The organism is Halorussus halobius (assembly GCF_004765805.1).
GTDB lineage: Archaea > Halobacteriota > Halobacteria > Halobacteriales > Haladaptataceae > Halorussus > Halorussus halobius.
Genome location: NZ_ML219773.1, coordinates 833,271 through 853,257, shown reverse-complemented (window position 1 = coordinate 853,257; position 19,987 = coordinate 833,271). Strand labels below are relative to the sequence as shown.

At 68.2% G+C, this 19,987-nt stretch carries 16 protein-coding genes and 1 tRNA gene; 8 read left to right on the top strand and 9 right to left on the bottom strand.

Features of this window, described 5'->3' with window-relative positions; all coding sequences use genetic code 11:
- Positions 1-253 precede the first annotated feature (253 nt).
- From EPL03_RS04325 to trpD, 5 genes are all read right to left on the bottom strand, one after another.
- Positions 254-3,394, bottom strand: coding sequence for an adenosylcobalamin-dependent ribonucleoside-diphosphate reductase (locus EPL03_RS04325; protein WP_135828093.1), 3,141 nt, complete (start codon positions 3,392-3,394; stop codon positions 254-256).
- A gap of 679 nt (positions 3,395-4,073) precedes the next feature.
- On the bottom strand, positions 4,074-4,715 hold the full coding sequence (gene trpG, locus EPL03_RS04320) for an anthranilate synthase component II (protein WP_135828092.1): 642 nt from the start codon (positions 4,713-4,715) through the stop codon (positions 4,074-4,076).
- Positions 4,712-6,403 (bottom strand): anthranilate synthase component I, encoded by a 1,692-nt coding sequence (gene trpE / locus EPL03_RS04315; protein WP_210424917.1) that lies wholly within the window; start codon positions 6,401-6,403, stop codon positions 4,712-4,714. The genes trpG and trpE overlap by 4 nt, the downstream gene beginning before the upstream one ends.
- A 2-nt stretch (positions 6,404-6,405) precedes the next feature.
- A complete protein-coding gene (locus EPL03_RS04310) occupies positions 6,406-7,080 on the bottom strand; it encodes a phosphoribosylanthranilate isomerase (RefSeq protein WP_135828090.1) in 675 nt (224 codons plus the stop codon).
- Positions 7,077-8,081: an anthranilate phosphoribosyltransferase gene (gene trpD, locus EPL03_RS04305; protein ID WP_135828089.1), complete on the bottom strand. Its 1,005-nt coding sequence runs from the start codon at positions 8,079-8,081 to the stop codon at positions 7,077-7,079. Before trpD ends, EPL03_RS04310 begins: the two co-directional genes overlap by 4 nt.
- A gap of 505 nt (positions 8,082-8,586) precedes the next feature.
- Here trpD and EPL03_RS04300 point away from each other — a divergent pair.
- From EPL03_RS04300 to EPL03_RS04290, 4 genes are all read left to right on the top strand, one after another.
- A tRNA-Val gene (locus tag EPL03_RS04300) sits at positions 8,587-8,660 on the top strand.
- Between the two features lie 431 nt (positions 8,661-9,091).
- Positions 9,092-9,220 carry a hypothetical protein gene (locus EPL03_RS20605; protein ID WP_280178824.1) on the top strand — a complete coding sequence of 43 codons (129 nt, stop codon included), beginning with the start codon at positions 9,092-9,094 and terminating at the stop codon, positions 9,218-9,220.
- Positions 9,217-10,401 (top strand): FecCD family ABC transporter permease, encoded by a 1,185-nt coding sequence (locus EPL03_RS04295; RefSeq protein ID WP_135828088.1) that lies wholly within the window; start codon positions 9,217-9,219, stop codon positions 10,399-10,401. Before EPL03_RS20605 ends, EPL03_RS04295 begins: the two co-directional genes overlap by 4 nt.
- A gap of 131 nt (positions 10,402-10,532) precedes the next feature.
- On the top strand, positions 10,533-11,762 hold the full coding sequence (locus tag EPL03_RS04290) for an ABC transporter substrate-binding protein (protein WP_135828087.1): 1,230 nt from the start codon (positions 10,533-10,535) through the stop codon (positions 11,760-11,762).
- Positions 11,763-11,953: 191 nt separating this feature from the next.
- Here EPL03_RS04290 and EPL03_RS04285 read toward each other — a convergent pair whose 3' ends face one another.
- The 3 genes from EPL03_RS04285 to EPL03_RS04275 form a co-directional block, all read right to left on the bottom strand.
- The gene (locus tag EPL03_RS04285; RefSeq protein ID WP_135828086.1) at positions 11,954-12,538 is read right to left on the bottom strand and encodes a DUF7504 family protein; all 585 of its coding nucleotides are present in this window, start codon (positions 12,536-12,538) and stop codon (positions 11,954-11,956) included.
- A 2-nt stretch (positions 12,539-12,540) separates the two neighbouring features.
- Positions 12,541-13,209 carry a DUF7344 domain-containing protein gene (locus tag EPL03_RS04280; RefSeq protein ID WP_135828085.1) on the bottom strand — a complete coding sequence of 223 codons (669 nt, stop codon included), beginning with the start codon at positions 13,207-13,209 and terminating at the stop codon, positions 12,541-12,543.
- A gap of 171 nt (positions 13,210-13,380) precedes the next feature.
- Positions 13,381-13,722, bottom strand: coding sequence for a lycopene cyclase domain-containing protein (locus EPL03_RS04275; protein ID WP_135828084.1), 342 nt, complete (start codon positions 13,720-13,722; stop codon positions 13,381-13,383).
- 117 nt (positions 13,723-13,839) lie between these two features.
- Here EPL03_RS04275 and EPL03_RS04270 point away from each other — a divergent pair, with 117 nt between their 5' ends.
- Positions 13,840-14,982: a CBS domain-containing protein gene (locus EPL03_RS04270; RefSeq protein ID WP_135828584.1), complete on the top strand. Its 1,143-nt coding sequence runs from the start codon at positions 13,840-13,842 to the stop codon at positions 14,980-14,982.
- A gap of 127 nt (positions 14,983-15,109) precedes the next feature.
- Here EPL03_RS04270 and EPL03_RS04265 read toward each other — a convergent pair whose 3' ends face one another.
- Positions 15,110-16,111, bottom strand: a complete 1,002-nt coding sequence (locus tag EPL03_RS04265) for a phosphate signaling complex PhoU family protein (protein ID WP_135828083.1) — start codon at positions 16,109-16,111, stop codon at positions 15,110-15,112.
- 266 nt (positions 16,112-16,377) lie between these two features.
- Here EPL03_RS04265 and EPL03_RS04260 point away from each other — a divergent pair, with 266 nt between their 5' ends.
- The 3 genes from EPL03_RS04260 to pstA are packed head-to-tail and all read left to right on the top strand — an operon-like array spanning position 16,378 to position 19,984.
- Positions 16,378-17,412, top strand: a complete 1,035-nt coding sequence (locus EPL03_RS04260) for a PstS family phosphate ABC transporter substrate-binding protein (protein ID WP_135828082.1) — start codon at positions 16,378-16,380, stop codon at positions 17,410-17,412.
- Entirely contained in the window at positions 17,409-18,344 is a 936-nt protein-coding gene (pstC, locus tag EPL03_RS04255; RefSeq protein ID WP_135828081.1) for a phosphate ABC transporter permease subunit PstC, read from the top strand. Before EPL03_RS04260 ends, pstC begins: the two co-directional genes overlap by 4 nt.
- Positions 18,344-19,984, top strand: a complete 1,641-nt coding sequence (pstA, locus tag EPL03_RS04250; protein WP_135828080.1) for a phosphate ABC transporter permease PstA — start codon at positions 18,344-18,346, stop codon at positions 19,982-19,984. Before pstC ends, pstA begins: the two co-directional genes overlap by 1 nt.
- The last annotated feature ends 3 nt before the right edge of the window (positions 19,985-19,987 follow it).

Below are 19,987 nucleotides of genomic sequence, written 5' to 3'. Positions count from 1 at the left end.
GGCGTTCGAGGCTGTGGTTGCGGTTCCAGTGTCAGAGAGCGCGTCAAAGCGTCCGAAGACCTAGTTGCGGTTCGAGCGATAGAGAGCGCGGCGAGGGCGTTCGAGGATACGTGTGTAGTGCCATCGGAGACTGCGCCGAACTCGTTCAAGAAGCTATCCACCGCCGCGCGACCTCGACCACCCCCGGTCGTCGCCAAGCTTCGGCGAAAGATGAAGACGGGAACCGACGGTCAACGACGACGCGACGCGCCGACTAGCACTCCGACCAGCCGCAGGACTCGCAGGTCTTGCAGCCCTCGGAGTAGTACAGCGACAGCGACCCGCAGTCGGGACACTCGGGGCTCTCGCCCGCGTCGATGATGTCTTGCTGGTCGGCCTCACGGTCGTCGGCGGCGTCTTCGTCCGAGCGCAGGTCCGCCGTCCCGCCCTGCGCGGCCGCCGCCCCGCCGTCGGTCTCGCGCTCGACGCCTCCGCCGTCCTCGACCTCGGTGAGGTTCTGCTGTTGGGGGTAGGCCTTCTCGACCTCGCCGTCGAGGTACCGCCGCATCGCCGTGCCGATGGCGTCCGGGATGGAGTTTATCTGCTCGCCCTTGTCCCACGCCACCTTGGGGCTCCGGATGCCCTGTAGCTCGTCGGCGATCTCCTCGGGGTCGACGCCCGACCGGAGCGCGGTCGAGACCGTCTTGGCGAGCGACTCGGTGAACGAGGCGGTGAAGCCGCCCGAGTTGCCGATGTTGGCGAACAGCTCGAACGGCCGGCCCTCGTCGTCCTCGTTGATGTTGACGTAGAGCTTGCCGTAGCCCGTGTCGATGCGCTGGGTCACGCCGTGGAGTACGTCCGGCCGGGGGCGCTTGCTGGCGTACGGTCCCTCGCCCTCGCCGTCGGCGGTTTCGAGGATAGAGGCCACCTCGCGGTCGAGGTGGGCCTGCACCTCGTCGCTCTCGACGAAGCCCTCGATGCCGCCGAAGACCTCCCGAATCTGTTCGACCAACTGCTCGGCGGCCTCGCTCTCGTCGGCGAACTCCTTGTTGTCCGCGCGAGTCGTCAGGACCTGCTTCGAGCGGGTGCCGTCCCGATAGACGGTCACGCCCTTGCCGCCGTTCTCGTAGATGTACTCGTACACCTCGCGCATGTCCGCCTTGGTGGCGTCGTTGGGGAAGTTGCACGTCTTCGAGATGGCCGAGTCGACGCCCTCCTGACACGCACACTGGACCGCCGCGTGGTCCTTGCCCGAGAGGTCCGACGTGACCACGAACAGTTCGCCGATGGCGTCGGGCACCGTCGTCAGGCCGTCGACGCCGTCGAACTCGTTTGCGGCCATCTGCTCCTGGGCTTCCTTCTTGACGGCCTCGACGTCGACGTCGTTGTCCTCCAGCGTCCGGAGGAAGTAGTCGTCGAACTCCACGAGCATCTCGTCGCCCTGCACGTCGTCGGAGACGTTCTTGTAGTAGGCGACGTTGTAGATGGGCTCGCACCCGCCCGTGGTGTTGCCGACCATCGAGGTGGTGCCGGTCGGCGCGATGGTGGTCGTGTTGTGGTTCCGCACCGCGAAGCCGTCCTCCCAGTCGTCGGCGCTCAGGCCGGTCTGGTTCTCGAACCACTCGCGGTACTCGGTCGGGTCGGCGTACTTGGAGTTGTCCCACTCGTCGAACGAGCCGCGCTGTTCGGCGAGTTCGTGGGACGCCCACTTGCTCTCGTGGTTGATGTACCGCATCAGCTGGCGGGCGATCTCGTTGCCGGCGTCGCTGCCGTACTCGACGCCCAGTTGGACGTACAACTGGGCCAGCCCCATGACGCCCAGCCCGATCTTGCGCATCTGCCGGACCTTCCGCTCGATCTCGTCGACCGGGAAGTCCGACATCGTGACGACGTTCTCGAGGAAGCGCGTGCCGTACTCGATGCGGTGGTCGAACTCGTCCCACGCCACCGCGTCGGCGAGGAAGGCGTCGACCGCCTCGGCGAACTCGTCGTACTCGTCGCCGTGCTCGTCGTACCAGACCCGCCAGTCGGGCGCGTCGGTGTCGGCCAGCGTCGAGAGGTTGATGTGGCCGAGGTTGCAGGCCTCGTACTCTTCGAGCGGCTGCTCGCCGCAGGGGTTAGTGGCGAGGATGCGGTGGTCCGGATGTTCCTCCACGTCGAACGAGTGCTCCTTGTTGACTCGTTCGAGGTAGATGACGCCGGGTTCGCCGTTCTCGTGAGCGCCGTCTATCATGCGGTCCCAGAGGAGTTCGGCGGGCACCGATAGCTCCTCGCCGACCTCGACGTACTCGCCGAGGTCGAACATCTCGTACAGTTCCTTGGTGTGCTGGGTGGCGACGTGCGCTTCGCCAGTGCGGGGGTTCGTGAAGGTGAACTCCTCGCCCGCTTTCACCGCCGCCATGAAGTCGTCGGTGACGCCGACGGAGATGTTGAAGTTCGAGAGGTGGCCCTCGGCGGCGTTCCGGAGGTGCTTGGGCACCCGGCCGTCCTCGTCGATGAGTTCGCGGGCCTCCTCGAGCGCCTCGACGAAGGAGTTGTGGGTGTAGTCGTCGGGGTCGTTGAGCCGGAGGGTGCGCGCGAGGCTCACGTCCTTGTTCTTGGCGTGGATGAACTGGATGACGTCCGGGTGGGAAACGCGCATCACGCCCATCTGGGCACCGCGACGCGCGCCGCCCTGGGCGATGGTCTCGCACATCTGGTCGTACGTGCGCATGAAGGTGATGGGCCCCGACGCGATGCCGCCCGTGCTCCCCACCGCGTCGCCGTAGGGGCGCAGTCGCCAGAAGGCGTAGCCCATGCCGCCGCCCGACTGGAAGACCTCCGCGGCCTCCTTGGCGGTCTGGTGGATGTCGGTGATGTCGTCGTCGGGCGAGTCGACGAAGCAGGCCGACAGCTGCTGGAGTTCGTCGCCCGCGTTCATCAGCGTGGGCGAGTTCGGCATAAAGGAGAGGTCCGCCATCAGTTCCTCGAACTCCTCGCGAACGTCCTCGACGTGGGCGCGAATCTCCTCGGGGAGTTCGGGGACGACCGTGTCGTACGCGAACTTGTTGACGTTGTACACCGACAGGTCGGTCTCGACGTCGTCCTCGACGGTCGTCCCTTTGCCGAACACCTCCTCGGCGAGTTCGTCCCGCCGGGGGTGGTCGGGCTTGAGCTGGTCGGGCGCGACCGTGACGGTCTCGTCGCGCTGGTCGGCCTCGTAGACCGCCTCGGCCAGCGCGATGTTCCTGGCGACGCGCGGGAACAGGTCCTCTTGCTCCTCGACGTGGTCGCCGTCGGCGTTCTTCCGGAGGTATCGGGCGGGGAGGATGTTGTGGTACGCGTTGTCGGTCAACCGCTCCGCAAGCGTCTCCCCCTCGGTCCGCTTGATGGGCAGCGTGAGTTCGTCGGCCGCGAGGTCGCCCGCACCGCTCATGCGTGGCTCACCTCGGTCGTCTGTCCCTCGATTTCCGCTCCTGCAAGTAGCGTCGTACGAATCATTCGTGACGGAGATTCCATTCTGAAGCCACCGGTATAACCTTTGCTGTGTTACTTGGACTATTCCAAATACAGTTGTACTGTGATGCCTCTGTCCGAAATCGGCGTCGCCGAGGGTCCGAACTCCCACGCCGGAACCACGGCTATCGGGTTCGCTCACACGTATGGCCCGGGCCCTAATAAGCGTATCCAGACCGAAGTGAAAGTGGTAAGCGAATCCGAACGTTCGGCGATGCGTTGGGCGTACCCCCGCTGCGTGCACCTGATTTTGCTGGCCGGACGACTATCCATCGGCCGATACGTTTACCGAGGAGAAACGGCTCGCCTCACTCTCCTGTGCCGACACTCCCAGGCTCCATCGGGGGAAGTGACTCGGTTTCGGAGGCGTCACACGCCACGGTCGCGAGTCGAGAGAGCCCAAGGTTCAAATGCGATGGCGCGGCCAGTTCGGCCCGGACGCCTCGCGCGGTCGCGGGCAGGCCGCCGGCACCTCGCCCGGCCCAGCCGACCAACTGATGGCACGGCCACCCAACCGGTGGACGGCCACCCACACCTCGCGACCGCCAGTCCGACTAACCTGAAAGAAGGCTGAGCCAAGCGACCGAACGAGTGACGACTCACACCACGCCAGCGAGGAAGTTCCGGACCACGTCGTGGCCGACCGCCGTCAGCACGCTCTCGGGATGGAACTGGACGCACTCGATGGGATGCTCGCGGTGGCGCACGCCCATCACGAGTTCCTCGCCCTCGTGGTCGGTCGTCGCGGTCACCGCGAGGCAGTCGGGCACCTCGGTCGCCACCAGCGAGTGGTAGCGCCCGGCGCGGAACCCCTGGTCGAGCCCCGCGTACACTCCGCGCCCGTCGTGAGAGACGGGGAACGCCTTGCCGTGGATGGGTTCGGGCGCGCGCCCCACCGACCCGCCGTAGGCGTACACCGCCGCCTCCAGCCCGAGACAGACCCCGAGCGTCGGCACGTCGGGAGCGACCTCGCGGAACACGTCGTTGGTCACGCCCACGTCGCGGTCGTTCGCGGGGTGGCCCGGCCCCGGCGAGACCACGATGGCGTCGGCGTCGGTCGCGCGCACGTCCGACAGCGACGCGGTGTTCCGGACGACTTCGGTGTCGGCGTACTCGCTGACGTACTCCACGAGGTTGTACGTGAACGAGTCGAAGTTGTCCACGAACAGGACCCGGAGGTCGTCGGGCACCGACCCCAAGTCGTCGGCCGCAGTGAGTCCGCCGACCGGACTCGCGGTCATCGCTCTACCCCCGGCGCGTCGAGGTCGGCGTCCGATGGGTCGGCGTCGGGACCGCCGTCGGCCGCCTCGCTCTCGATGCGTTCGAGCGCAGTGAGCACGCCGTCCATCTTCTGTTCGGTCTCCTCGTACTCGGCGGCGGGCTCGCTGTCGGCCACGATACCCGCGCCCGCCTGTACCGTGATGCGGTCCGAATCGGTATCGGCGTCGCCGGATTCGACGGTCGCGGTCCGGATGACGATGGCGAAGTCGGCGTCGCCCGACCACGAGTAGTAGCCCACGCCACCGCCGTAGAGGCCGCGAGCGCCGCGTTCGAGGTCGTCGATTATCTCCATGGCGCGTATCTTCGGCGCGCCCGAGAGCGTCCCCGCCGGGAACGCGGCTCGCGTCGCGTCGAACGCGTCCGAGTCGGCGGCCAGCTGGCCGGTCACGGTGCTCTCGATGTGCTGGACGTGGCTGTACTTGAGCACGTTCATGAACTCCTCGACCGAGACGCTGCCGGGGACCGCCACCCGGCGGACGTCGTTGCGCGCGAGGTCCACGAGCATGGTGTGTTCGGCCCGCTCCTTGCCGTCGGCCAGCATCTCGCCCGCGAGCCGGCGGTCCTCGACCGGGCTCGACCCGCGGCGGCAGGTGCCCGCGATGGGGTTGGCCATCACCTCGCTGCCACGGACCGACACCAGCGTCTCGGGGCTCGCGCCGACAACGGTCAGGTCGTCGTAGCCGAGCAGATACATGTACGGCGAGGGATTCACCTCCCGGAGCGCGGCGTAGAACCCGAGCGGGTCGACCTCGCCCCGGAGTTCCCGCTTCCGGGAGATGACCCCCTGATAGATGTCGCCGTCGAGGACGTGCTCCTTGGCGGCTCGGACCGCGTCCTCGTACTCCCCGCGCGGGCCACTGCGAGCGCGCTCCCGGTCGAACCCGCCCGTGGACGGCGGAGTCGCCTCTTCGAGCAGTGTGGCCACCCGGTCGGCCTCCGCGCGGAGGTCGTCGTACACCGCATCGGGGTCGTCGTCCGGGCCGACCAGCGGCGTGAACACCAGCGAGACGGTCCCCGAACTGTGGTCGAACGCGACCGTCCGGGTGTTGAGCACGAACTGGGCGTCGGGGAACCGCGAGTCGGGGCGCTCGACGCCGACCTCGTCGAGCCACATGTCGTACACCGCGTCGTACGCGAGAAAGCCGACCAGTCCGCCGTCGAACCGCTGGCGCTCGCCCTCGGGGAACCCGCGCTGCTCGGCGTCGGGCATCGCGGCCCGAAGCGCGTCGAGGGCGTCGCCGTCGCCGTCACCGGTTCGGTCCTCGGCGTCGCCGACGTACCGGGCCGCCCGACCGCCGAGCGACTCGACCGACGTCCCCTCGGGGTCGACGGTGACGGCGGCGTCCGGGTCGTAGCCGACGTACGAGTAGCGGGCGTGCCGGTCGCTCGACGAGTCCGGCGAGAACGCGCCGTCCGGGTCGCTCGACGCGGTCTTCTCGGCGCTCTCCAGCAGGAAGGCGTACTCGGAGGGGGTCGCCTCCGTGGACCGACCGGTCAGCGCGGCGTAGGCCGACAGGGGCGTCGTCTCCACGTCGAGGTCGGTCTCGACCCGGATGACCGCCGGGTCTTCGCGCCCGGCGAGGTCGACGAACTGCTCGCGCTCGGGCGTGGTGGCGTCGGACGCCAGCGTCGTCCCCTCTGAGTCCATCGTCATGGTCTCGGAGTCGGTTTCGCTCGCGTGGCGTTCTCGACGAACGCCGCCACCGCGTCGGGGTCCTTCCGACCCTCCGAGGACGGGGCGTCGTCGGCGCGCTCGCGCTCGACGCCGCTGGCGACGTCGACCGCGAACGGAGCGACCGTCTTCACCGCTTCGCTCACGTTGTCCGGCGTCAGCCCGCCGGCGAGGACGACCGGCGAGTCGAGGTCGGCGACCGCCTCGGCGGTTCGCGTCCAGTCGTGGGTCCGACCGGTACCGCCAGCGCCGTCGCCGTCGGCCGAATCGACCAGCAGCGCGTCGGCCACCTCGTCGTACTGGCTCGCGCGGTCGGCGTCGGCGGCCGGAACCGTCTTGAGGAGGTCGGCGTCGACGCTCGCCGCGAGGTACGCGAGGTCGCCCGCGCCGAGGTCGCCGTGAACCTGGACCGCGTCGGGAGCGACGACCTCGGCGAGTTCGACCGCCTCGTCGGGCGTCCCGGGAATCGTCACCAGCACTGTCGTCACGAACGGCGGGGTCGCCCCGGCGAGGTCGGCGGCAGTCGCAGGGTCGATTTCGCGCGGGGAATCGACCGGCACGTCGACCAGTAGACCGACCGCGTCCGCGCCCGCCTCGACCGCCACCCGGAGGTCCGCCGGGCAGGTGACGCCACAGACTTTCACCCGCGTCATGGCGTCACGGTCCGGCGGAGTCGGTCGAGTTTGTCGGCCGCCGCGCCGTCGTCGATGGCCTTCGCCGCCAGTTGCGCGCCGTCTTCGAGGGAGTCGGCTTCGCCGGCGACGTAGAGGGCTGCCCCGGCGTTGGCGAGGACGATGTCTCGCTTCGCACCGGTCACCTCCCCTTCGACGATGCCTCGCATGTCTTCGGCGTTCGCCTCGGGCGTGCCGCCCGCGACCGCCGACACGTCGTGGCGGTCGAGTCCGAGGTCGGCGGGCGCGATGGCGTACTCCTCGACCTCGTCGCCCCGGACCTCCGCGACGGTCGTCTCGTCGTGGACGCCGATCTCGTCCATCCCGGAACCGTGGACGACCAGCGCGCGCTCGACGTCCATCCGTGCGAGCGAGCGCCCGAGTATCGGAACGAGGTCGGGGTCGTAGACCCCGACTATCTGAGCGTCCGCGCCGGCGGGGTTCGTGAGCGGTCCGAGTACGTTGAACACGGTCCGCATCCCGAGTTCCTTGCGCGGGCCGATGACCGCCTTCATCGCGGGGTGGAAGACGGTCGCGAGCATGAACCCGATGCCGTCGTCCTCGATGGCCGTCTCGACGGCCGGCGGTTCGGCCGCGACCTCGACGCCGACCTCCTCCAGCACGTCGGCGCTGCCCGACGACGACGAGACCGAGTAGTTGCCGTGCTTGGCGACCGGGACGCCCGCGCCGCTGGCGACGATGGCGCTCGTGGTCGAGACGTTGATGGTGTCGTAGTCGTCGCCCCCGGTCCCGCAGGTGTCGACCAGCGGGGCGCGGTCGGGATCGATAGTGCGCGCGGCGTCGCGCATCCCCTGCGCGAAGCCGGCGATCTCGGTCTCGGTCTCGCCCTTCGCGCGGAGGGCGGTCAGCAGTGCGCCGATCTGGGCCTCGGTCGCGCCCTCGAAGACGGCCGTGGCCGCTTCGCGTGCCTCGGCGAGCGAGAGGTCCTCGCCCTCGGTGACGCGCTCGATGTAGTCCTGCATTGTGTATCACCAATGTACTTGTTCGGCTTACAATGAACAAGATAGTACATCTTCTTAAACCTGTCGGGGTGGAGGACGTCGAAGCTCGGCGTTCGAGATTGGCTCGCACGGACTGTCCGCCACTCCCGGCCGGCGCGCGCTGGCGCGGCCGCTTGTGGCCGTGCCCATGCGCGCGAGGGATGAGGACCGCAGGCCTCCGGCCGAGGACCGCAATCGGGTGGGGAGGGCGCGGCCCGCTGTCGCGGTGTCGGGCCGTGCTGTGCGGTCGCGGGACTCATTGGTCGAGGCAGTCGCTAGCTTCGACCGGTCCGTACCGCACCTGACGACCGGGCCGGACCGACGGGGACGGGCTACGTACCACCACGAAGTAGAAGAGAGAGCCCTCGGGAAGCGACTCCGCGAACGAACCCCCCCACTAGAACCGCCCGACTGCATCCGAATCCGAAAGGTTCAATTATCCCCCGAGCCAACCCGCAAGTGCGTCCGAGATAGGCCGCACCGAAATGGGTTTGTGGTCTAGTTGGTTATGACACCTCCTTGACATGGAGGAGGCCGGCAGTTCAAATCTGCCCAAACCCACTCCATATAAAACACGCCCGCTGGTTTTGGCGGTTCCAGCTACTCGGGAACAGTATCGACGCCGTCGACTCCTGACATTGCCGGTCGGCAAGACCCCGGCGGTGACGAGCGGGGTCCCGACCGGGGGCGGCTCCGGCCCCTCGAGGACGTCCGGGACTCCGCACGGTCGCTGGACGTCGACATCGACCACTCGGACCGCCCGAGAGCGCCCGTCGAACTGCGGAGCTGCCGTCCCGCCGGCGTGTCCGGGGCGAGGGACCCCGGGAAAGTAGCGACCGGGGCGTTATTTAGGCCCGCCTAAAACCCGTAGCGTTTATGTCGGATTAGGTCAGCCTAAACGGTATGAGATTCGGCAATCGGAGTCCTCGACCGGTACCGACCCATCGGTCGCGAAATACAGGTGTCAGCGGTCAGACCCACGGTGTGTCCCCATGAGGAGGGCCGCGCCCGGGTCGACCGACGGGACGGTCTACCGTCCCGCCCACGGCCGCATCCTTGACGACGTCGACCGCATCCGCGGGTCGCTCGACCGCGCCGACGCGAACCGGGAGACGCCATGAGCGGCCCGGACACCTCGCCCACGGCGTCCGAGCCTCGGTCACGAGGGGCCGGGGGAGGTCGATTCGCGTGGCTCAAGGACCCCTCTCTGTTCTGGCTGTGCCTCGCCAGCCTCGCAGTAGTCGTGGCCGCGGGCCTCGTCCAGATCACGTTCGGGTCGTACACGATGCCGCTGACCAGCGCGTGGCAGGCAGTCGTCGACACCGACGTAATCTTCGACGTCCGCTGGCTGCTCAACTTCTTCGTCGGGGAGAATCTGATGCGAACGCTCACGGGCTTTCACGGTGAAGCGCTCCCGGAGCTCGCCACGGAAACGCTCATCGTGTGGAACATCCGGCTGCCTCGCGTGTTCGTCGCGGTCTTCGTCGGAACGAATCTCGCGGTGTCGGGGGCCATCTTCCAGGCGATCACCCGCAACGAACTCGCGAGCCCGTTCATCCTCGGGGTCTCGTCCGGTGCCGGCCTGATGATCCTGCTGTCGTTGGTCGTCTTCAGCAGCCTCTCGGCGATGCTCCCGTTCGTCGCCGCGCTCGGCGGGGCGGTCGCGTTCCTCATCGTGTACGCGATCGCGTGGAAACGCGGGACCAGTCCGGTCCGGCTCGTCCTCGCCGGCGTCATCGTCTCGACGGTGTTCCAGTCGCTCCAGACCGCGATGTTCTTCTTCGCGGAGGACCTCGGCGTCGTCCAGACCGCCATCCAGTGGACGACCGGTTCGCTCACCGGCGTCGGCTGGGAACAGGTCCGAATCATCCTCCCGTGGTCGATCGTCTCGATGTTGCTCGCCGTGCTCAGTGCCCGCCAGTTGAACGTGCTCTTGCTCGGCGAGCAGACCGCGAAGTCGCTGGGGGTCTCGGTGGAGAAGGTGCGATTCGCGCTGTCGGGGGTCGCGGTCCTGGCAGCGTCGGCCAGCATCGCCGTCGCGGGCATCGTCAGTTTCGTCGGCCTTATCGTCCCCCATCTGGTGCGGAGCGTCGTCGGCAGCGACTACAAGAGGCTCATCGTGGGCTGTCTGTTCGCCGGTCCCGCACTGATGGTTGGTGCCGACGTCGGTGCCCGACTCGGCCTGCTGTTGCTTACCGGCAGCGTCAGCGGTCAGATGCCGGTCGGCATCGTAACCGGACTCGTCGGTGGGCCCTATTTCCTCTATCTCATGCGCAGAAAGCAGGACCTGGGTGAAATCTGACGGGCGCGTCGGCCACCCGCGCCCCCGAACTGGAATTGATGAATAGCCGATGAGACGCCGATTTATGGTCATTTACTCGAACTGGATTCGAATTCAGTAACAGTTATAAGCTTTTAGGCTAGCCTAAAATCATGGCTCGAGATGCCAGCACCCACGAAACACCGACGCGCAGGGACCTCGTGAAAGCCGGCGGCACGCTCGTCGGCGGTGGCCTCCTCGCGGGATGTACCGGCGGGGACTCGGAGTCGACGGCGACCGAAAGCGCCGCGTCGACCGACGCGACGACCGGTACGCCAGCCACCACCACCACCACCACGACCGACTCCTCGTACACCGTCACGATGTCACCGATGGGCGACGTCGAGTTCGACGACGTCCCCGAGAGCATCTTCACCCGGCTCACCCACCTCGCGGGGATGGCGTTCGCCCTCGGGCGGGGCGACGACGTGAACGCGATGCACGCGCCGGCGTACTACGACGCGCTCTGGAACCAGTTCACCCCGCGGCTCGACGGCGTCACGCTCGATTGGACCGGCCTCTACTCGTCGTGGGAACCCGACAAGGAGAGGCTGTACGAACTGGACAGCGACGTCCATCTGGCGGACCCGGCCAGCGTGCTCGCCCTCGATAGCTGGGACATGGCGGACGTCGAAGAGATTCGGACCAAGGTCGGACCGTGGTTCGGGAACCACCTGAGCGACACCCACTCCGAACCGCCCAGCGACTGGGAGGGCGAGTACGAGTATTACGGCCTGTGGGAGATGTTCGAGCGAGTCGCGCAGGTGTTCGACGGGACCGACCGCTACGAGGCGCTCGCGGACGTCCGAAGCGAACTCCTGAGCACCATCGAGTCCGACCTGCCGCCCGTGGACGAGCGGCCCGAGGCCGTGATGGTCGGGGCGAGCGATCTGAGCAGCATCTACGCCTATCGACTCGACGACCCGGGGTTCTTGACCGCCCACATCCGGCCGCTGGAGCCGGTGAGCGCCTTCGGCGGCGACGTCGAATCGACCGCCACGGTCGGCATGGAAGCGCTTCGGGAAGCGAACCCGGAGGTCATCTTCGCCCTCGGCGGGATGCATCCCGAGACGGACATCGAGGCCATCCGGAGCGGCTTCGAGGACGACGCGGTCGGCCGGCAGATTCGAGCCGTAGAGAACGACCGCGTCTACGCCCAGGGCGCGCGCTATCAGGGTCCGATACTGAACCTGTTCCAGCTGGAGATGACGGCCAAACAGCTCTACCCCGACGCCTTCGGCGAGTGGCCGACGTACACCGAGGGGCCCTATCCCGAGATTCCCGACGAAGAGCAACTCTTCGACCGCGACCGAGTGGCCGACGTCATCAACGGGGAGCTTTGACGACGCCACAGTTCGACCCGAGACAGCCACGCGCCGGGCGGGAAGGCGGCGGCCCGCTCTCGGTAGACGGATCGCCGGACGTGCCGGCGACACCAGCCCGCGACCCCCGACGGGTAGCGGACGGGGACTGACCCCCGGACGTTGCGACCGTAGCGTACGGACCTCGAGCCACGAATCGTCGCCTCACCGAGTCACTCGGCTCCGTACTCGGCGTCGCACATCGACCGTAACTGCTCGTAGGTCCCGCTCGCGACGGCCCCAGCGTTGGCGCAGTAGACGCCGCGAACGTCCCTGGCTCGCACCCGATTCGCGACGGTCTGGAACCACCGACACACCCGCGCGTCGGCGGCGTACATCAACAGGACGCCCAGCGCGTCCACGAACACCCAGCCCGTCCCCGGCTCGACGTGCCCGAGCGCGTCCGAGAACCGCATCCCCAGTCCCGTCAGGTCGTCCGGACTGACCGCGTCGGTCGTCCAGAGGTCGCCGTCGTACTCGCGGGCCGCGGGCACCACGGGGACCACGCCCACGTTCGAGAGGTCCCGGCCGGCGCGTTCGAGGCGGCGCTGGAGCTTGGCGGGGTGGTCGCGGGCTGCGACCACGAGCAGATTGTCGAACGCGCGCTCGGGCAGCACCGACAGCGGGTCGACGCTGGCGGACGTCCGGACGAGCGTCTGGGTGCCGACGGAGCCGAAGGGGTCGGTCGCGGCGGGCCCCCGTCCGGCCGCGCCCGCGTCCGACCGGGCCGCGTCGTCGGTCGCGCCTGGCTTCGTCATCGCTACGGCTCCGCGACCTCGGGCGGCGTCTCGCCCGCCGTCGTCGCGTGCCGAGCGTAGTAGGTGTGGGCTGTCGCGACCGCACCGAACGCGGTCACGAGCAGCGTGGCGAGGACCACGTCCGCGACCGCGGACAGCGGGGGCAGGCCGAGCCACGCGCCCGTGACGAGCCCGAGGCCGGCGACCGCGACGCCGAGATAGCAGTTGTGCCACGAGACGTCGGGGACCGCGTCGAGGTCCAGATACGGGTCGAGCTGCTCGGACGCCTCCGAGAGCTCGACGATGCCGCGATTCTGGTTGTAGTCGACGATGCCCGCGTCGTCGAGCTTCGGGAGGTGAGACTGGTACAGCGCGGTGTACACCCGCTTGCGCTCGGCCGCCGAGATGGCGTCGACCGTGATGTCGTTCTCCCACGCCGCGACCTGCTCGGCCAGTTCCGACAGCTGGACCGTCCCGTCGGCGCGCCTGAGGTAGTGGAGGGCGTAGCGACGTCGCCGGTTCTTGAGAACGTCGAAGACGAGATCGCGGGAGAGTTCCGCTCGCTCGCTCTCGGCGTCGTCCTCGTCGACGAGGTCGGACACCTGCGAGTCCGAGTCCGCCGCGTCCTGCGGGTCCGAAGGGCCCTCCGGTTCGGTGCTTCCGGTTCCAGAAGAGTCACCAATGATGCTCATTACTATGCCACCCCGTGCTCGTAACCCAGCATGGATAGAACGCATCGCCCGGATTAGCCTTTGTTATTCACCATTTACCCCTCCGAAATCACAGCTTACGAACGGTTGCGCGACGATTTCACGCCGGTCGCGCTCCGGAACGAACCGCCGCCGTCTCGCGGTAACCACTCCTTACTCGGCGTGTCGCTGTCGTTCTGACGTCGCGGAATCGCGCCGCCGACCGAGGGTCTCGTGTATCCCGACCACCAGCGCCGGAACGACCACCATGAACACGTGTTCCTCGACCGGGATACCGAGGAACTCGACGCCGGTTCGAAGCGGGATGGCGAACACGCCGATACGGAGCGTGTACCAGTCCCACACGTAGGCGATAGGGTAGAGCGCGGCGATGGTCCGCGCGGCCTGACTCACCGCGTTCGCGCGGTAGAGGAGCCATATCGCGACCGACCCCCACGCGAGTTCGGTCGCCAGGTACGTGTACTCGCCGAAGACCGCGCCGATGTCGGGTATCACCCCACCGGATTCGGTCGACTCCGGCAAAAGTCCTCGGGCGGACTGCCGGTCCGATTCCCGACCGACGGGAACGCGGCCAAGTTTCATAATCGGGCCATGCGTACCGTCAGGATGGAGATGAACATCGCTGACATCGCAACGCCGGATTACGTCGAGTTGGAGGCCGAATCGGAGATCGGAAAGGCCCGGTCGATCTTCGAGTCGGACAACCCAAAGGGCATCATCGTGACGCGAGCGGGCGAGTACGAGGGCGTGCTCACCCAGAAGCAACTGCTCCGCTCGCACGTCGAGGACCACACCAAGGTCGAGACGCTGACCAAGTCCGCCCCGAAGGTCGAGCGCACCGCCGACGTCCGTGACGTCGCGCGCGCGCTCGTCGAGGGCGGTACCAAGGTCGCGCCGGTGTTCGAGTCCGGGACGCTGTGGGGCGTCGTCGACCAGGACCGCATCCTCGACGCCGTCCTCGAACATCTCGACACCCTGACCGTCGGCGACATCTACACCGAGAACGTGGTGTCGGTCCCCGAGGACGCCACGCTCGGGCAGGTCATCAACCGCCTGCGCGAACACGGCGTCTCCCGACTTCCGGTCGTCGACGACGACGGCCTGCTGGCCGGCGTCGTGACGACCCACGACGTGGTGGAGTTCGCGACACGGAACGTCGAGAAGACCACCCGGGGCGACCGGTCGGGCGAGGGCGACCGGCTGCTCGACCTGCCGGCCTCGGACGTGATGTCGAGTCCGGTCGCGACCGCGACGATGGGCGGCAGCGTCCGCGAGGCGGTCGAGCGCATGCTCGAGGAGGACTACTCCGGGCTCGTGGTCACGCCGGTCGACGACGACCGGGCGGTCGAGGGCGTCGTCACCAAGACGGACGTCCTCCGAGCGCTGTCGTACACCGAGGAGGACGTGATGGACGTCCAGATAACCAACGTGGACCTGCTCGACACCCTCAGCAGGGAGAGCGTCAGGACGTCCATCGAGGAGATCGCCGACAAGTACGGCAAGATGCAGGTCCGACACGCCCACGTCCGACTCCACGAGCACAAGGAGAAGCTCCGTGGAACGCCGCTGATACAGTGCAAGATTCGGCTCCGGACCAACCGCGGGCAGGTCGCCGGGTCGGGCGAGGGCTACGGGGCCGAGCAGGCGTTCAACGTCGCGCTCGACAAGCTGGAGCGCAACGTCCTCGAACGCAAGGGCGTCGAGAGCGACCGGGAGTACGAGGGCCAGCTCCTGCGGAAGCTCGGCGAACTCTGAGTCACGTCGAGCGCCACGTTTTTGCAAACTCGGACCGGCGGCGCGCCCCGAAATCCGACCCAATTAGCTGCGGTTCGCGGCTCGGTCGCGTTCCCGTACTGCGTTCGGCCCCGCGTCCGGTCGCCGCTCAGTTCTCGGGGCGCGGAGCGGCCTTCTGGAGCGCGGTCTCGGCCACGTTACCGCCGTAGTCGGCGCTCCGTGACAGCGAGTCGACGACCAGCCCGAGCAGTTGGGCCTGCTGGGCGTCGAGGTCGCGCACGAGGTCGTCGACCGTCCGGGTGTGCTGGTCGATGTCCCGGACGCGCTCGCGGGCGTCGTTGCCGAGTTCGACCGCGCGGTCGGTCTCGTCCATCAACAGGGCGTCCATGGCCGTGTTGACGACGTCGTCGGCGTCCTCGTGGAGGGCGACGAGCGCCTCGGCCACCTCGGCGGGAATCTCGCCGAGTTCGAGCGCGTGCTGGGCCGTCTTGGCGGCGTGGTCGGCGACGCGTTCGAGCTGTCGGGCGCTGGAGTGGTAGTCGAAGCATATCTCCCGGGGGATGCCCAGCTCCTCGGCGGCCTTGGGCGTCCGCAGGGTCGCCCGGAAGATGCGCGACACCATGAACCAGAGCCGGTCGACGTCGTCGTCGCGCTCGATGACGTCCTCCGCGAGCGTGTCGTCGTTCTCGCAGACGGCCGTCACGGCGTCTTCGAGCATGCTGAGCGCGATGAGCCGCATCCGGGTGACCGCGTTGTGGACCGACAGCTCCGAGGAGTCGAGCAGGTCCTGGATGACGACCCGGTCGCCGGTCTCCTCGATGACCTCCAGGCCGACGAGGCTCTGGGTCGCCGACCGGATGGCCTGTCGCTGCTCGGCGTCGATGCGGTTCGATTCGAGCACCATCACGTCGAAGCCGCTGACGTACATGGTCATCACCGTGCGGGTGAGGCTCTCGCCGTGGAGGTCGGTAATGTCGATGGTCCCCTCCGACTTCTCGTCGGACTCGCGGGGCGAGACGACCAGCGACCCCTCCTGGGGATAGAAGGCGAGTTCGTCGCCGGCGGCGATTCCGTTTTCGGTGGCCCAGTCTTTGGGAATCGAGACGGTGAACGTCGAACCGCCGGTCACCTGCACCTTTCGGGTCTCCATATCCGAAAATTCTACCGGGTAGGCATAAATCCACCTATCTCTATATACGATAGCTCGTTTCGGTATCGCCGAGATTCGACACGACCCGGAGCGAACGAGACGCCGACTGAGGGCTCCATCTCGGCGTTTGGGGCCAGGGCATCTCCTGATTTCGCCCATCTCCCGGAACAGTAGCCGGCTCGAACCCCATGAGAGAGTGGAACACCGTAACACTATATAGAAATAATAGAAGGGTATTTACACCGAACGGAGCCTCACACGAGGTGATGGGAGGCACGGAGCGCCCGAACTCGGCCGCGCGCCGCCGGTTCCTGTTCGCCGCCGCTGGCACCGGTGCGACCGCGCTGGGCGGTTGCATCGGACGCAGTTACGACCGCGCGCGAGCCGGGTCGGGCGAGGGCGACCTCTCGGGGACCGTCACCGTCACCGGAAGCAGCACGGTGTACCCGATTTCGGTCGCGGCCTCCGAGGAGTTCCAGCAGCGACACGCCGGCGTCGACGTCACGGTCGACTCGACCGGGAGCGGCGGCGGCTTCAGGAACCACTTCTGCCACGGCGACTCCGACGTCAACGGGGCGTCGCGGCCGATACAGGACACCGAAACCGACCAGTGTGCGGGCAACGGCGTCGAACCGGTCGAGTTCCAGGTCGCCAGCGACGCGCTCACGGTCGCGGTCAACGAGGACGCCGACTGGGTCGACTGCATGACGTTCGACGAGTTGGCCCGGATATGGGGCCCCGACGGGGCCCAGACGTGGAGCGACGTGCGCGAGGAGTGGCCCGACGAGCCCTTCGAGCTGTACGCGCCGGCCTCGACGTCGGGGACGTTCGACTGGTTCACCGAGAACGTGGTCGGGGAGGCCGGTGCCCACCGGAGCGACTACGAGGCCACCGAGGACGACAACATCATCGTACAGGGCGTCGAGGGCTCGCAGTACGCGATGGGGTACCTCGGGTTCGCCCACTACGAGGAGAACAGCGACCGGCTGAAGGGCGTCCCGGTCGCCGAGGACGAGTCGGGCGACTGCACCCCGCCGAGCCTCGACGCCGCCAGGACCGGCGCGTACCCGATGGCGAGACCGCTGTTCGTCTACCCGGACGCCGCGTCGCTCCGCGAGAACGAGCAGGTGGCCGCGTTCGTCCGGTTCTACCTGGAGAAGTCGGCGACCGACCTCGTCTCGCAGGTCGGGTACGTCCCCGCGAGCGAGGACCTGCGCGCGGAGAACCTCGAGAAGCTAGAGCGCGTGCTCGACGGGCGAACGACCTCCGCCACGACCGACACTTCCACGACGACACCATGAGTGACGCATCACGGAGCGAGCGGCCCGACCAGCCCGCGTTCGCCGGCGGACGCCGCGCCCGGTCGCTCAAGGAGCGGGGCATCGAGTGGCTGCTGTTCGGCTGCGCGGCGCTGTCGGTGCTGGTCACGCTGGCCATCGTCGCCACGCTGGTATTCGACGCCGTCGACTTCTTTACCCGCGTGTCGCCGGTCGCGTTTTTCACCGGTGCGAACTGGAGCCCGAAGATAGACGAGACGTACGGGCTGTTGCCGCTGTTGACCAACACGCTGGCGGTCACCGCGCTGTCGGCGCTGGTCGCGGTCCCCGTCGGGGTCGCCTCGGCGGCGTACCTCAGCGAGTACGCCAGCGAACGCGTTCGGTCCATACTCAAGCCCGCGCTCGAAGTGCTGGCGGGCATCCCGACCGTGGTGTACGGCTTCTTCGCGCTGGTGTACCTGACGCCCGCGCTCCGGGCGGTCGGACTGCCCGTGAGTACCTTCAATTTGCTGTCGGCCTCCGTCATGGTGGGCGTGATGATAATCCCGATGGTGTCGAGCCTGAGCGAGGACGCCATGAGCGCGGTGCCCGACTCGCTCCGCCAGGCCGCGTACGGCCTGGGCGCGACCAAGTTCGAGGTGACGACCGGGGTTGTCGTCCCCGCCGCCGTCTCGGGCATCTTCTCGTCGTTCATCCTCGCGCTCTCGCGGGCCATCGGCGAGACGATGATCGTCGTGGTCGCGGGCGGGATGAGCCCGAAGCTGATTCCGGGGCTGTTCGAGTCGTCCCAGCCGATGACCGCCGCGATGGTCCAACTCGCGTCCAGCGACATCGCGGGCGGGACCGCCGCGTATCAGGCGCTGTTCGCCATCGGGCTGACGCTGTTCGCGGTCACGTTCTCGATGAACGTCGCGAGCAATCTGGTGGCCGCGCGCTACCGGGAGGAGTACCGATAATGGCGACAGAGAACCAGAACCGGAGCGACTCGTGGTACGGAACCGGCGGCGAGACGAACCGACTCCGGGGCGCGGCGTTCGAGTGGGCCTGCCTCGGCGCGACCCTGTTCGGCATCTCGATGGTGTTCGTACTGTTGCTGTACGTCGCGGTCGACGCGGTCCGGCCGTTCTCGGCCGACGCGGGCTGGTACCTCGCGTACGGACTCGCGGCGGTCGTCCCGACCGGCGGACTGGTCGCCTACTACGGCTTCCGGGACCGCGAGGCCGGATGGACGGGGGCGATGGCCGCCGCGCTGCCGGCGTTCTGCCTGCTCGTCGGGGCCGGGCTCGCGCTCCTCGTCCTCGAAGTGTCCCAACCCCACGAGTGGTTCGCGGTCGCGCCGGCGCTGGGCGCGGTCGGACTCGCGCTCGGCGTCCACCGGCGGGTCCGCCCCCGCCCGGTCGCGTTCGAGCGGGCCGCCGTGGGAATCGCCGCCGTCCTAGTCGCGTTCGTCGGCGTTCCGGGCGCGGTCCCCAGCCTCGAAGGCGCGCTCCGGTCGGCGCTGCTCTGGCTCAACTGGCCGACGATGGTGCTGTACTCGTTCGGCGGCCCGGTCGCGCTGGCGGCCGGTGTGCTGGTCGCGCGTCGGCGCGAGAGCCGACTCGCCGGCGCGCTCGCGGCCGGCCTCGCGTTCGCGGCGGGCGTCCTCGCGGTGGTGGTCGCCCCGGCGGTCGGCGTCGACGACTACCTGCTCGTCGTGGTCGCGCTGTCGGTCGCGGTGCCGACCGGCCTCTACGTCGAGGGCGTCGTCCGCCGCGGCGAGACCGTCGCCGGCCTCGCGCTCCCGGTCGCGGTGTACGGCGGCCTCGCGGTCGGCGCGCTGGTCGTCGAGACGTACGGGTTCGCGGGCCCGGCCGCGTGGCTCGACTGGCAGTTCCTGACCGACCCCCACTCGCGGTTCGCCGAGCGGGCGGGCATCTATCCCGCGCTGGTCGGGTCGGTCATGATGATGCTGGTCATCGTGGTCTCGGCGTTTCCGGTCGGCGTCGGAGCGGCGCTGTACCTCGAAGAGTACGCCCCCGACGGCGGTCGGCTGGGTCGGGTCGTGGACCTCATCGAGGTGAACATCGGGAACCTCGCGGGCGTGCCCTCGGTCGTCTACGGCCTGCTCGGGCTGGCGCTGTTCGTCCGGTACGCGAACATGACCACCGGGTCGGTGCTGGTCGGCGGGCTGACGGTCGGGCTGCTCATCCTGCCCATCGTCATCATCTCGGCCCAGGAGGCCATCCGGGCGGTGCCCGACTCGATGCGGCGAGCCTCCTACGGCATGGGCGCGACCCGGTGGCAGACCGTCCGGAACGTGGTGTTGCCCGAGGCGTTGCCCGGCATCCTGACCGGCACCATCCTCGCGTTCGGGCGGGCCATCGGCGAGACCGCGCCCCTGCTGATGATCGGCGCGGCCGCCGTGGTGTTCAACGCGCCGGGCGCGTTCACCGAGCAGTTCAGCGCGATGCCCCGCCAGATATTCGCGTGGTCGAGCGAACCCGCCGCCGAGTTCCGCCACGGCGTGCTCGCGGCCGGCGTGATGACGCTGCTGGTGGTGTTGCTGTCGATGAACGCCGCCGCGATACTCCTCCGGAACAGATACCAGCGGAGATGACAA